Below are 12,195 nucleotides of genomic sequence, written 5' to 3'. Positions count from 1 at the left end.
TGACGAACAGCACCCAGCGCCAGCTCAGGCCGCTGGTCAGGATCCCGCCGAGCAGCACGCCGGCCGCGCCGCCGGCGCCGGCGACCGCGCCCCAGATCCCGAGAGCGCGGTTGCGCTCGGCGCCCTCGCTGAACGTGACTGTGAGGATCGACAGCGCGGCCGGCGCGACCATCGCCGCGCCCAGGCCCTGGACCGCGCGGGCGGCGATCAGCCAGCCTGCGGACTGCGCGATCCCGCCGGCGAACGAGGCCCCTGCTGCGCGTCCTCAACCGCATGTACGACCTCTACCCCGGCCAACGCGCCGAGGGCGAGGTGCTGATGAACGGGGAGAACATCATCTCCCCCGGTCAGGACCTCAACCAGCTGCGCCGCCGCGTCGGCATGGTGTTCCAGAAGCCGACCCCCTTCCCCAAATCCATCTACGAGAACGTACTCTTCGGCGTGCGCCTGCACGAGAAGCTCTCCAGGGCCGAGATGGATGAGCGCGTGGAATGGGCGCTGACCCGCGCCGCGCTGTGGAACGAGGTGAAGGACCGCCTGCACACCTCCGCGCTCGGCCTCTCCGGCGGCCAGCAGCAGCGCCTTTGTATCGCCCGCTCCATCGCCGTCCGCCCAGATGTGCTGCTGCTCGACGAACCGACCTCCGCGCTCGACCCGATCAGCACGCTGAAGATCGAGGAGCTGGTGGACGAGCTGAAGCGCGATTTCTGCATCATCATCGTCACCCACAACATGCAGCAGGCCGGCCGCTGCGCCGACCAGGTGGCGTTCTTCTATCTCGGCGAGCTGGTCGAAGTCGGGCCCTCGAGCCAGATCTTCACCGCCCCGCGCGAGCGCAAAACGCAAGAATACATCACCGGCCGCTTCGGCTAAGTTAAGGAATCCGGATCATGGCCGAAGAGCCCAAGCACATTATTTCCAGCTTCGAAGCGGATCTGAAGAAGCTGCATGACATGATCGCGATGATGGGCGGGCTGGTCGAGCGCGCCGTCGCCGACGCGTCCTCCGCGCTGCTGAACCACGATCAGGAGCTGGCCTCGCGGGTGATCGAGCATGAACCCAAGATCAACACCGAGCAGCATAATGTCGAGCAGTTCGCCGTCCGCCTGCTCGCCCTGCGCCAGCCGGTGGCCGATGACCTGCGCCAGATCATCCAGGCGCTGAAGGTCGTCACCGATCTCGAGCGCATCGGCGACTATGCCGCTAATATCGCCAAGCGCAGCATCGTCATCAACCAGGTGGCCAGCACCTTCTCGCTCTCCAGCCTCGGCCAGATGGCGATGATGGTGCAGCAGAACCTGAAATCCTGCATCGACACGGTGAGCGAAGGCAACCCGCAGAAGGCCGTCGCCGTGTGGCGCGCCGACCAAGCGGTGGACGACCTCTACAACGCCATCTTCCGCGAGCTGATCACCTACATGATGGAAGACGCGCGCAACATCACCGCCTGCACGCATCTGCTGTTCATTGCCAAGAACCTGGAGCGCATCGGCGACCATACCACCAACATCGCCGAGCTGGCCTATTACGCCGTCACCGGCGAGGACCTGCCGGATTTCCGCCCCAAGGGCGACAACACCGCCACATATATGCCCGCCACCACCGGTTAAGATGTCCGATCTGAACAAGCCTTACATCCTCATCGTCGAGGACGAAGCGCCGCTCGTCACACTGCTGCGCTATAATCTGGAGAAACAGGGCTTCCGCGTGGAAGACACTGGCGACGGTGGCGAGGCCCTGACGCGCATCACCGAAGCCCCGCCCGACCTGCTGCTGCTGGACTGGATGCTGCCGACCATGTCGGGCATCGAGCTCTGCCGCCAGCTGCGCCGCCGCCCGGCCACGCGCGCGCTGCCCATCATCATGCTCACCGCCCGCGCCGAGGAGCAGGACGCGGTGCGCGGCCTGGATACCGGGGCGGATGATTATATCACCAAGCCCTTTTCCACCGAGGCGCTGATCGCCCGCGTCCGCGCTTTGCTGCGCCGCGCCGGCTCGGTGCCGCAGAAGCTCAAGCTGAACTTCCACGACATTTCGCTGGACCCGGCCTCGCATCGCGTCATCCGCAACGGCCGCGCTTTGCATCTCGGCCCCACGGAATTCCGCCTGCTTGAATTCTTCCTCCGCCACCCCAAGCGCGTCTTCTCGCGCGAGGATGTGCTGAATGCCGTCTGGGGGCGGGACATCCATGTCGAGCCGCGCACCGTGGACGTGCATATCCGCCGCCTGCGCAAGGCCATCAACGGCCCGGGCGAGATCGACATCGTCCGCACCGTGCGCGCCGCCGGCTACGCGCTGGACCTGGACCTGGATGAGGTCGCTTAAACGTCCCACTCCCAGGTCGCTGAAACCTTCCCCGGACCCCGTAGAAATGCTTGTATCCGGGCATAAAAATCCGGAGCGGCCAGCATGAAGACGAATATCGCCGGTACCACCATGCCCGTGTTGCAGGTCGGGCTCGACCCGGGTGAGACCATCATCGCCGAGCCCGGCGAATTCTCCTGGATGACCGACAACATCCAGCTCAACACCACAACGCAGACCGCAGGCGCGCGCGGCCTGTTCGGCGCCATCGGCCGGGCCCTCTCGGGCGGCGGGTTGTTCATGACCGAGTACACCGCCGCCGGCGGGCCGGGCCTTGTGGCCTTTGCTGCCAAGGTGCCCGGCACCATCCATCAGGTAGATGTCCCCGCCGGACATTCCTACATGATCCACAAGCACGGCTTCCTCTGCGCCACGCCGGGCGTGCAGCTTTCCATCGGCTTCCAGCGCCAGCTCGGCGCCGGGCTGTTCGGCGGCAACGGCTTCATGCTCCAGCGCCTCTCCGGGCCATGCACCGCGTTCGTCGAGCTGGGCGGGGAGAGCGTGGTCTACGATCTGCGCCCGGGCGAATCCATCCGGGTGCATCCGGGCCATATCGGTATGTTCCAGGAGACGGTGAATTTCGACATCGTCTTCATGCGCGGCATCAAGAACGCCATTTTCGGCGGCGACGGGCTGTTCATCGCCCGGCTCACCGGTCCCGGGAAAGTCTGGCTGCAGAGCCTCACCGTGCCCGGCCTGGCCCATGCCGTCGGCCCCTATCTCAGCGGCGAGGTTCCCGCCAGTCCGCAGCAGATCGGCGGCGCGGCCATCGCCGGCGGCATACTCGGGGATATTTTCGGCAGCCGCTGACGCCGCGGAGCCGCTCCAACTCGTAGCCCGCGCCTTCGCTCACATGCAGCCGCTTGCCATCCGGCAGCCAAGCCACGCGCGGCGGCTGCGTCATTGCCGGGCCTGCGCGCCACGCTCTCCCGGCCGGCCGATATTTGAAAACCATTCGTGGAACATCGCCCTGCATGAAAGCCGAACCGTAACTCGGCAACAATAACCGCACATGGCCGCTCCCGCGTCCGCGGCTGGGCCGTTTGAACCATGCATTGTTCCAACCGTTTATTTATGTAAACAACGCATTAACATCTCGCTTATCATTAGGATTCATATGCTGCTCGGCGAATTTCTCGTCGTCGCGAAACTGGTCACCAGCGACGAAGTCAACCAGGCATTGCGGCTGCAACAGGAGCGCGGTGGGCGGCTTGGCGACAATCTCATCGCCCTCCTGCCCGAGAAGGCGAAGGCCCTACGCGCCTTCCTTGAGCGCATGCCGGACGAGCCGAAGAATGTCGACGATGTCGGCATCCACCCGAGCGAACTGCTCACCCTGCTACTCAAGCAGATCTACGCGCTGCGCCTCGAAACCCCGCCGCAATTCGCCGACAAGATCAAACTCCCGCCACATATTGTGGATGAGCTGGTGCAGATGGGCATCGCCCGCAACCTGCTCTCGGCCCTGGGCACGATGCACAACACCATGCGCTACGAACTCTCCGAGCAAGGGCGGCGCTGGGCGCAGGAAGCGCTGAAGACCTCGCAATATCTCGGCCCCGCTCCGGTCACGCTGGAGCAGTTCTGCGCCCGCGTGAAGCTGCAAAAGGTCAACAGCGATGCCATCACCTTCGAACAGATCCGCGCCGCGCTCGCGGGCTACGAAGTCACCGACGATTTCATCAATCGCATCGGCCCAGCCCTGAATGCCGGGCGCTCGCTGCTCATGTACGGCCCGCCCGGCAACGGCAAAACCTCGGTGGCCCTAAGCTTCGCCAATGTCTTCAGCACCATCATCTACATGCCCCATGCGGTGGTCATCGAGGGCCAGATCATGCGCGTCTTCGACCCCAGCCTGCATGCACCGCTGACGCCGGAGCCGGACCAGCGCGACAGCGCCTTCACCAGCCTGCGGCGCGAGGCATTCGACGCCCGCTGGGTGCCAATGCGCCGCCCCTTCGTCGTCACTGGCGGCGAGTTGACGCTGGAGATGCTCGACCTCAACTACGACCATGCCTCCGGCTTCTACGAGGCGCCGCTGCACATCAAGGCGCTCGGCGGCTGCTTCGTCATCGACGATTTCGGCCGCCAGATCGTGCCGCCAGCAGTGCTGCTCAACCGCTGGATCGTACCGATGGAAAGCCATGTCGATTACCTCAAGCTGCATACCGGCAAGAGCTTCTCCATCCCATTCGAGGCACTGGTGATCTTCTCCACCAACCTCAACCCGCAAGAACTCATGGATGCCGCGTTTCTGCGCCGCCTGCCCTACAAGATCGAAATCGGCGCTCCGAGCAGGCAGACCTACCGCAGCATCTTCGAGAAAGTCTGCGCCAAGGCCGAGGTCGAGTTCAACGACACCATTTTCGAAATCATCCTGCACAAGGTGACGCAAGAAAAGCGCCTGGAACTCGCCGCCTTCCATGCCCGTTTCATCGTTGATCAGGTGCTGGCCATCTCGCGCTTCCTCGGCCGCCCGCCACGCTTCGATCTCTTCGCCATCGACTACGCGCTGAATAATCTCGCGGTAAACACACAGAAATAAATTTGTCTGCCACGAAACAACTGGCGGCACCTGCTGCGGAGGGCCAGGGGGCGGAGCCTCCTGGGAACACCACCCTCCATGCAGAGGCTATTTTCGGAAGCGCATCGGGTCGATGGCGGGGATGATGACACCGGCAGGGCCAGGGTCTTCGCCCTTCACCATCGCGGTCACCAGCGCGCTGGCGGCAGGCGCCGTCTGGATGCCGTAGCCCCCCTGCCCCACGCACCAGAAGAATCCCGACGCGGCATTATCCCAGCCGAAGGCCAGTGAGCGGTCCGGGGTGAATGTGCGCAGCCCGGCCCAGGAATGTTCCACCCGGCGGACCTCGATGTTAAGCGCGTGCTGCATGCGGTCAATGCCAATCGCCACATCCAACTCGTCGGGCTGCACATCGTGGGGGGTGTCCGGCGTCTCGTCGCAAGGCGTTACCATCAGCTTGGTCCGCGCCTCGGTGCGCACGTACCAGTCATGTCCGGCCGACTGCACCATCGGCCAATGCTCCACCTGATAGGGCGCGGGATCGATAATCGCGGCGGTGCGCCGGCAGGGTACCAGCCCGATCGGGGGCAGCCCCGCGATTTTGGCGACCTCGTCGCCCCAGGCTCCGGCGGCGTTGATCACCACCGGCGCGGTGATGACGGCACCGCCCGAGGTCTCCACCTCCCACACGCCGTTCTTGCGCTCGATCCGCCCGGCCCGGTGGCGCAGCAGCAATTGTCCACCCGCCGCGCGCGCCCGGCGCAGATAAAACTGGTGCAGCGCGGCCACATCCATGTCGAATCCATCGGATTCCAGCCCCGCGCGCACGGCGTAGCCGTCGATGATCGCCGGGCAGAGCGCCTTGGCCTCGGCCAGGGAAATCTCCTTGATCCCCAGCCCCTGGCCGATCAGCGCGTCCAGGTGATGCGTCTGGTCTTCCGGCGCCAAATAGAGGATCTCGCGCCCCACGGCGAGCTTGTCCGTGCCGATATCGGCGGGCGGGTTGTGGTAGAACTCCTCGGAGAGCCCGGTGAGCACCCGCACATCAGGCGGGCCGTAGTTGAGGATCCAGATCGCCGCCGAGCGCCCGGTGGTATGAAAGCCCGCCTGCTCCTCCTGCTCCAGCAGCGCCACCTTGTGCGTGGCCCCCAGCCCGGCGGCGGCGGAGGCGCCGACAATCCCGGCGCCGATGACGATGACATCGAAATTCCCGCTCATAGCCCGAAAAACTCCTGCAAACTGTCCAGCACCTCGGCCGGCTTGTCGGCGTGCAGCCAATGCGCCGCCCCGGCAATCTCCTGGCGCACCGCGTTGGGGAACAAGCGCCTGATCGCCCCATCCGCCTCCGGCCCCACATAGCGGGAGTCCGCCCCGGTCAGGAACAGCGCCGGGCCGGTAAAGGGCTGCGCGCCCGGCGGGTCCACCCAGTCCAGCATATCCGGCATCGCGGCCTGAATCTCCCGTAACCCCACGCGCCAGTGCGGATTGGCGCCGAGCACCAGGTTGTTGAGCAGGAAGGCGCGCATCGGCGCCGCCTTCACCGTCTGCGCCAATGCCTGCTCGGCCTCGGCGCGGGTCAGGCCGGGATGCAGTTCAATCGCCAGCATCGCCGCGACGTAATCGTCGTAGTCATGGTCATAGCGGATGGGCGCGATATCCATCACCGCCACCCGTTCGATCATCTCCGGGCGGGTCAGCGCCAGGGCCATGGCGGTCTTGCCCCCCAGCGAGTGCCCAGCCAGCTTCACGCGCCCAATCCCCAGGCTCTCCAGCGTCTCCGCTACATCCGCCGCCATGGTGCCGAAGTCCATGGGCAGCCCATGCGGGCTCTCTCCGTGGTTGCGCAAATCCATGGCAACAACACGGGCCTTGCCGCTTAAGCCCCGGCTCAGCACGCCGAGATTCCGCGCCGCCCCGAACAGCCCGTGCAGCAGCACGAGCGGCTCACCGTCACCCATCTGGGTCGTGTTTAATATCATAGACACAGTTCATCACCTGCCCACGCAAAAATCTCAAGCGCCATGGCGCGAATCCAGCTATGAGCGCAGCATGGTTCTCGTTTTGGTTGTAATTTCAGCCTTGTGCTTCCTGGGGTTGATTTTCCACTTCCCCGAGGCCGCCGCCGTCATCTGGGTCCTCACGCTGGAAACCTCGCCCGACGCCTGGCTGGCGCAGTTGATCGGCGGGCATGAGACGATCATCGCCCTGGTGAAGGCGTCCGGGATCGGGCTTGCCGCGATGCTCGCCATCCGCCAGGGCCTGCGCTGGGACCGCTTCAACCCCGCCTTCGCCTTCGCCGCCATGTTCCTCATCGGGCTGATGCACGGGCTCTACCCTGGCCTCACGCCGCTGGACTCGCTGCGCTCACTCATCGGCTCCACCGCACCGTTCCTGTTTTCCTTTGTCCGCCTGCCGCGGAACATCATCCGCGCCGTCATCCGCGCTGCCATCTGGGGACCGCTCTGCACGATCGGCTTCGGCGCCCTGCTGGTGCTGGCCGGGCTCGGGCATATGTACGTGGTCGAGCAGGGGGCGCTGCGCCTCGGCGCCTCGGGCGAGCCGCCCTTTCTCGCCGGTTTCGCGCTCATCGGCATCTATGCCGGGCTGATGGAAAGCCTCGCCGCCCCCGGCATTGGGGACGCGCTCATGGTCGCGGTCAATCTCGCCATCATCCTGCTCACCGGCGCCCGCGTCCCACTTTTCCTCGCGGCACTCAACATCCTGGCCGTGCTAGTCATGCAGCGCCGCATCTATCTGCTGGCGCTGGCCGGCGCGCTGGGGTGTGTCGTCATCCTCTTCGCCAAGGGCCTCACCTTCATCCGCGTCGTCGGCCTGACCGAGCTGGGCGAAGCCGCCAACCTCTCCAACCGCGGCCTCGTCTGGCCCTATTTCCAGAAGGCCCTGCTCGCCTCACCCGTCTTCGGCTGGGGGGTGGGGGCCGGCAAGGTCATCATCCCCATCACCTCGATCCTCAGCGGCATCATCGGCACCAACGCCGCGCATGACGAATATCTGCGCATCGGCGCGGAAGGCGGCTTCTTCGGACTGGCTTTGCTCATCGGCCTCATCACGCTCTGGGCGCTGCACGGCACGGCCAATCTGCCACGGCCGCAACGCTGGCTTATGCGACTGATTTTTATTAGCTTTGCGGTCCATTCTACCACGGACAACACCCTCATCGCCACCACCAGTTCGGTATTCTTCCTTTGGGTTAGCTGCATCTTCGCAAGCGCGGAAAATGGGACTACACCGGCAGCATGATCACGCGCCGCACCGCCCTCGCCCTTCCCTTCGGCCTGCTTGCCCCCGCCGCCTATGGCGAAACCGCACCACCGATCTGCATGGTGATGAACTCGGCCGGCGCCTCCGTCAGCGTCATCGACATGAACACGCGCCAGGTTATCGACACGCTGCCAACCTACCGCGAGCCAAGCCATTGGGCGCTGACCCCGGACCGCAAGACGATGTATGTCTGCGATGCCGGTGGCAACGCCTTCTTCGCCTTCGACCCCGTCACCGCCGCCCCCAAGGGCCATTTCAAAATCGCCGACCCGTACCAGCTCGCCTATACGCCAGACGCCAAATACCTCGTCGTCAACGCCCTGCGCCTGGACCATGTGGATGTTTACGACGCCGCGAGCCTGTCTCTGGTGAAGCGCTTCAAGCCGGGCGAATGGCCGAGCCATCTCGATTTCTCGCCGGACAGCCGCTGGAGTTTCAACTCCATGCAGAAGTCCAACACCCTCGTTTCGCTGGACCTCACCACCATGACCCCGCGCTGGTCCGTCCCCATCGGCAATACCCCGGCCGGCGTGTTGTGGCTCAACGGCAAGATCATCGTCTGCATCATGGGCGAGAATGGCATCGTCGAGGTTGATCCCGTGGACGGCCACATCACCCGCCGCCAGGCGACCGGCCCCGGCGCGCATAACGTGTTCCTCGATGAGGACAAGCAGATCCTCTACATCTCCAATCGCGGCCCGGGCGACACCTCGCTCTCCGCGCTCGATCCGGTGACGCTGGAAGTCAAGCGCACCTACCCCATCCCCGGCGGGCCGGACGATATCGGCATCGCGCCGGACGGCAAAATCTGGATCGCGTTGCGCTTCGCCGAGGCCGTGGCCGTAATGGACCCGGTGACCGGCAATTACGACACCATCCCCGTCGGCCGCTCGCCGCACGGGCTTTACCTCAGCACCTGCCTCACGCGGAAAGGCAAGCTGACCGCGCAGATCATCTAACCGCCGAGAACTGCTCGCAATTCGCCCCGGCGCGGCAAAGCGGCTATACTCCGCGTTGCGCCGGCCCCCCTATCGCCCCGGCTGCATTGACCAAGCAACAGGCGCCATCAATGAGTCTTGACCGTATTTTCTCCATCCTCGCCGGTTACATGGACCAGTATGCCGTGTTGCCCGTCCTCTACCATTTCCACTGGATGGAATGGGACGACCTCGCCTTCGACTGGTGCCTGGTCTGCATCTATGGCCTGTTCGCGGTCATCGTCACCTACGCCGTGTGCTGGCCGCTGGAACTCTGGCGCCCGGTGGAACACTGGCCCAGCAAAAAGGCCGTGCTGGTGGACGTGTTCTACACGCTGCTCAACCGTGTCGGCGTCATCCCCGTCGTCTCCTTCGTGCTGTTCTACCAGGTGCAAACCGTTACCACCGGCTGGCTGGTGGATGCGGGCTTCATCCCGCCGACGCTGGATTCGCTCATCCCCGGCCTGTTCGGACACCCGGTTCTCACCTTCTGGATCTACGCCCTCATCCTCGACTGCGCCGATTATTGGCGCCACCGGCTCTCCCACGTCTTCAATGCCTGGTATGCGCTGCACGCGCTGCACCACGCCCAGCGGCAGATGAGCTTCTGGTCCGACGACCGCAACCATTTCTTCGACGACCTCGTCTCCTTCCTCTGGTTCTTCGCCATCGGCCTCGCCATCGGCATCCCGCCGCTGCAGTTCCCGCTGCTCATGCTGCTGCTCAGGTTTATCGAGAGCCTGTCACACGCGAATATCAGGCTCTCCTTCGGCCCGTTTGAGTGGCTGCTGGTCTCGCCACGCTTCCACCGCCTGCACCACGCGCTGCGCGCGGCCGGGTACAATTCCTGCAACTATGCCGGCGTGTTCTCGATCTGGGACGTCATCTTCCGCACCGCGGACTTCTCCCCCGTGTACCTGCCCACGGGCGACGCCACAGCGCCCGAGGCCCTGGCCACGGGCGGCTATATGGCGCAGCAGATCTGCGGGGCTAAAATGTTCTGCAAGGCCCTGTTCGCACCGCGCCGGCCTCTTGGCGGCAACCAGCCAACGTAATACGAGGCTTCATCATGGACAAAAGCATCAAAAAAGTCGTCCTGGCCTATTCCGGCGGGCTGGACACTTCCGTCATTCTTCGCTGGCTGCAGAACACCTATAACTGCGAGGTGGTCACCTTCACGGCCGATCTCGGCCAGGGGGAGGAGCTGGAGCCGGCCCGCAAGAAGGCCGAGATGTTAGGCATCAAGCAGATCTTCATCGAGGACCTGCGCGAGACCTTCGTGAAGGATTTCGTCTTCCCGATGTTCCGCGCCAACGCGCTGTATGAGGGCCAGTACCTCCTCGGCACCTCCATCGCCCGCCCGCTCATCGCCCAGCGGCAGATCGAGATCGCCGAGATGGTCGGCGCCGACGCCGTGGCCCATGGCGCCACCGGCAAGGGCAACGACCAGGTGCGCTTCGAGCTTGGCTATTACGCGCTGAACCCGAACATCCGCGTAATCGCCCCCTGGCGCGAATGGGACCTCACCTCCCGCACCAAGCTCATCGAGTACGCGGAGCAGAACCAGATCCCCATCACCAAGGACAAGCGCGGCGAGGCCCCGTTCTCGGTAGACGCGAACCTGCTGCACTCCTCCTCCGAGGGCAAGCTGCTGGAAGACCCGGCGGTTGAACCCGATGAGATCGTCTATCAGCGCACCATCAGCCCGGAAGCGGCGCCGGACGTGGCGACCGAGATCAGCATCGACTTCCTGCACGGCGATGCCGTCGGCCTGAACGGCGAGCCGCTCTCGCCCGCGACGCTGCTCACCCGCCTGAACGAGTACGGCAAGGCGAACGGCATCGGCCGTCTGGACCTCGTCGAGAACCGCTTCGTGGGCATGAAGTCCCGCGGCGTGTACGAGACGCCGGGCGGCACCATCCTGCTCGCCGCGCACCGGGGCATCGAGTCCATCACGCTCGACCGCGAAGCCGGGCACCTGAAGGACAGCATCATGCCGCGCTACGCGGAGCTGATCTATAACGGCTTCTGGTTCAGCCCCGAGCGCCGGATGCTGCAGGCGCTCATCGACACCTCGCAGGCCTCCGTCACCGGCAGGGTGATGCTGAAACTGTACAAGGGCAATGTCATCGTCACTGGGCGCGAGAGCCCGCATTCGCTGTACAACACCCGCATGGTCACGTTCGAAGACGATGCCGGCGCCTATAACCAGCAGGACGCGGCAGGCTTCATCAAGCTGAACTCGCTCCGCCTGCGCCTGGGTGCCGCCATCGGGCGGCGCGGCGGCGCGCTGTAATCCCTGGCACCAGCCGGGCAGCGAGGGCGGGGTGGCATGCCATCCCGCCCTTTTTTCATGCGTAAAACTTTTGCCCGCCAACACGAATACAGGTAAAAAGCCCAAGCGCGAACAAAAAACGAACAAATGGTTAACAAAGGCGTTGCCATTTTGTTCTCATCATGCCAGCGTCATTCTTAACGAATCACTCTGGCCTTTGAGGATAAACACGCTATGGTTGTAGCCACCACAACTAAAAAGCCGCGTTTGACAGCGCTCGAGTCGATGTTGGACGCTCCCGAGGCAACCCCAATGGCAGCAACAATGGCAAAACCGGATCTGGAAAAAAACAAGGCGCTGGACGCCGCAATGGCGCAAATCGAGCGCGCCTTCGGCAAAGGCTCGATCATGCGCATGGGCGCCAAGGGCGGCACCGAAGCCATCGAGGTCATCCCCTCCGGCTCGCTCGGGCTCGACCTCGCGCTGGGCATCGGTGGCCTGCCCCGCGGCCGCGTGATCGAGATCTACGGCCCGGAAAGCTCGGGCAAGACCACCCTGGCCCTGCACGCCATCGCCGAGGCGCAGAAGCGCGGCGGCGTCTGCGCCTTCATCGACGCCGAGCACGCTCTCGACCCCGTCTATGCCCGCAAGCTGGGCGTTGATGTCGATAACCTGCTGATCTCCCAGCCTGATACCGGCGAGCAGGGGCTCGAAATCGCGGATACGCTGGTCCGCTCCGGCTCCATCGACGTGCTGGTGATCGACTCCGTGGC

General features: G+C 64.6%; 11 protein-coding genes and 2 pseudogenes. 10 read left to right on the top strand and 3 right to left on the bottom strand.

The features are described 5' to 3' along the window. Positions 1-238, bottom strand: a pseudogene (locus ACLPJJ_RS14040) (MFS transporter); the annotation flags it as partial. 14 nt (positions 239-252) lie between these two features. On the opposite strand from ACLPJJ_RS14040, the pseudogene ACLPJJ_RS14035 reads away from it, so the two are divergent. From ACLPJJ_RS14035 to ACLPJJ_RS14015, 5 genes and pseudogenes are all read left to right on the top strand, one after another. Further along, positions 253-873 (top strand): annotated as a pseudogene (locus ACLPJJ_RS14035) (phosphate ABC transporter ATP-binding protein); the annotation flags it as partial. 17 nt (positions 874-890) lie between these two features. Beyond that, positions 891-1,610: a phosphate signaling complex protein PhoU gene (gene phoU / locus ACLPJJ_RS14030; RefSeq protein WP_443591610.1), complete on the top strand. Its 720-nt coding sequence runs from the start codon at positions 891-893 to the stop codon at positions 1,608-1,610. A gap of 1 nt (position 1,611) precedes the next feature. Then, positions 1,612-2,325, top strand: a complete 714-nt coding sequence (gene phoB, locus ACLPJJ_RS14025) for a phosphate regulon transcriptional regulator PhoB (protein WP_443591609.1) — start codon at positions 1,612-1,614, stop codon at positions 2,323-2,325. Positions 2,326-2,409: 84 nt separating this feature from the next. Then, positions 2,410-3,174, top strand: a complete 765-nt coding sequence (locus tag ACLPJJ_RS14020; RefSeq protein WP_443591608.1) for an AIM24 family protein — start codon at positions 2,410-2,412, stop codon at positions 3,172-3,174. A gap of 307 nt (positions 3,175-3,481) precedes the next feature. Beyond that, the gene (locus ACLPJJ_RS14015) at positions 3,482-4,909 is read left to right on the top strand and encodes a hypothetical protein (protein WP_443591607.1); all 1,428 of its coding nucleotides are present in this window, start codon (positions 3,482-3,484) and stop codon (positions 4,907-4,909) included. Positions 4,910-4,996: 87 nt separating this feature from the next. On the opposite strand, the gene ACLPJJ_RS14010 is transcribed toward ACLPJJ_RS14015, so the two are convergent. Together ACLPJJ_RS14010 and ACLPJJ_RS14005 are read right to left on the bottom strand one after the other, a co-directional pair. Next, on the bottom strand, positions 4,997-6,106 hold the full coding sequence (locus ACLPJJ_RS14010) for an NAD(P)/FAD-dependent oxidoreductase (RefSeq protein ID WP_443591606.1): 1,110 nt from the start codon (positions 6,104-6,106) through the stop codon (positions 4,997-4,999). Further along, entirely contained in the window at positions 6,103-6,867 is a 765-nt protein-coding gene (locus ACLPJJ_RS14005) for an alpha/beta fold hydrolase (RefSeq protein ID WP_443591605.1), read from the bottom strand. The genes ACLPJJ_RS14010 and ACLPJJ_RS14005 overlap by 4 nt, the downstream gene beginning before the upstream one ends. 70 nt (positions 6,868-6,937) lie before the next feature. Here ACLPJJ_RS14005 and ACLPJJ_RS14000 point away from each other — a divergent pair, with 70 nt between their 5' ends. From ACLPJJ_RS14000 to ACLPJJ_RS13980, 5 genes are all read left to right on the top strand, one after another. Beyond that, the gene (locus tag ACLPJJ_RS14000; RefSeq protein ID WP_443591604.1) at positions 6,938-8,149 is read left to right on the top strand and encodes an O-antigen ligase family protein; all 1,212 of its coding nucleotides are present in this window, start codon (positions 6,938-6,940) and stop codon (positions 8,147-8,149) included. Further along, entirely contained in the window at positions 8,146-9,129 is a 984-nt protein-coding gene (locus ACLPJJ_RS13995; protein WP_443591603.1) for a YncE family protein, read from the top strand. Before ACLPJJ_RS14000 ends, ACLPJJ_RS13995 begins: the two co-directional genes overlap by 4 nt. Before the next feature lie 110 nt (positions 9,130-9,239). After that, entirely contained in the window at positions 9,240-10,202 is a 963-nt protein-coding gene (locus ACLPJJ_RS13990; RefSeq protein ID WP_443591602.1) for a sterol desaturase family protein, read from the top strand. A gap of 14 nt (positions 10,203-10,216) precedes the next feature. Next, positions 10,217-11,443: an argininosuccinate synthase gene (locus tag ACLPJJ_RS13985; protein ID WP_443591601.1), complete on the top strand. Its 1,227-nt coding sequence runs from the start codon at positions 10,217-10,219 to the stop codon at positions 11,441-11,443. Positions 11,444-11,761: 318 nt separating this feature from the next. Then, on the top strand, positions 11,762-12,195 hold a 434-nt coding region (locus ACLPJJ_RS13980; protein WP_443591611.1), incomplete at its 3' end, for an ATPase domain-containing protein.

The sequence above is a fragment of the Acidocella sp. genome (assembly GCF_052326845.1).
Lineage (GTDB): Bacteria > Pseudomonadota > Alphaproteobacteria > Acetobacterales > Acetobacteraceae > Acidocella.
The sequence above is the reverse complement of the archived record's forward strand: the minus strand, read 5'-3'. Positions and strand labels throughout refer to the sequence as shown.

What these genes read in the sequence shown, in the direction of transcription:
- ACLPJJ_RS14000 (WP_443591604.1), top strand. Translation starts at nt 6,938, where the DNA reads ATGGTTCTCGTTTTGGTTGTAATTTCAGCCTTGTGCTTCCTGGGGTTG.
- ACLPJJ_RS14010 (WP_443591606.1), bottom strand. Translation starts at nt 6,106, where the DNA reads ATGAGCGGGAATTTCGATGTCATCGTCATCGGCGCCGGGATTGTCGGC.
- ACLPJJ_RS13990 (WP_443591602.1), top strand. Translation starts at nt 9,240, where the DNA reads ATGAGTCTTGACCGTATTTTCTCCATCCTCGCCGGTTACATGGACCAG.
- ACLPJJ_RS13985 (WP_443591601.1), top strand. Translation starts at nt 10,217, where the DNA reads ATGGACAAAAGCATCAAAAAAGTCGTCCTGGCCTATTCCGGCGGGCTG.
- ACLPJJ_RS14015 (WP_443591607.1), top strand. Translation starts at nt 3,482, where the DNA reads ATGCTGCTCGGCGAATTTCTCGTCGTCGCGAAACTGGTCACCAGCGAC.
- phoB (WP_443591609.1), top strand. Translation starts at nt 1,612, where the DNA reads ATGTCCGATCTGAACAAGCCTTACATCCTCATCGTCGAGGACGAAGCG.
- ACLPJJ_RS14020 (WP_443591608.1), top strand. Translation starts at nt 2,410, where the DNA reads ATGAAGACGAATATCGCCGGTACCACCATGCCCGTGTTGCAGGTCGGG.
- ACLPJJ_RS13995 (WP_443591603.1), top strand. Translation starts at nt 8,146, where the DNA reads ATGATCACGCGCCGCACCGCCCTCGCCCTTCCCTTCGGCCTGCTTGCC.
- phoU (WP_443591610.1), top strand. Translation starts at nt 891, where the DNA reads ATGGCCGAAGAGCCCAAGCACATTATTTCCAGCTTCGAAGCGGATCTG.
- ACLPJJ_RS14005 (WP_443591605.1), bottom strand. Translation starts at nt 6,867, where the DNA reads ATGATATTAAACACGACCCAGATGGGTGACGGTGAGCCGCTCGTGCTG.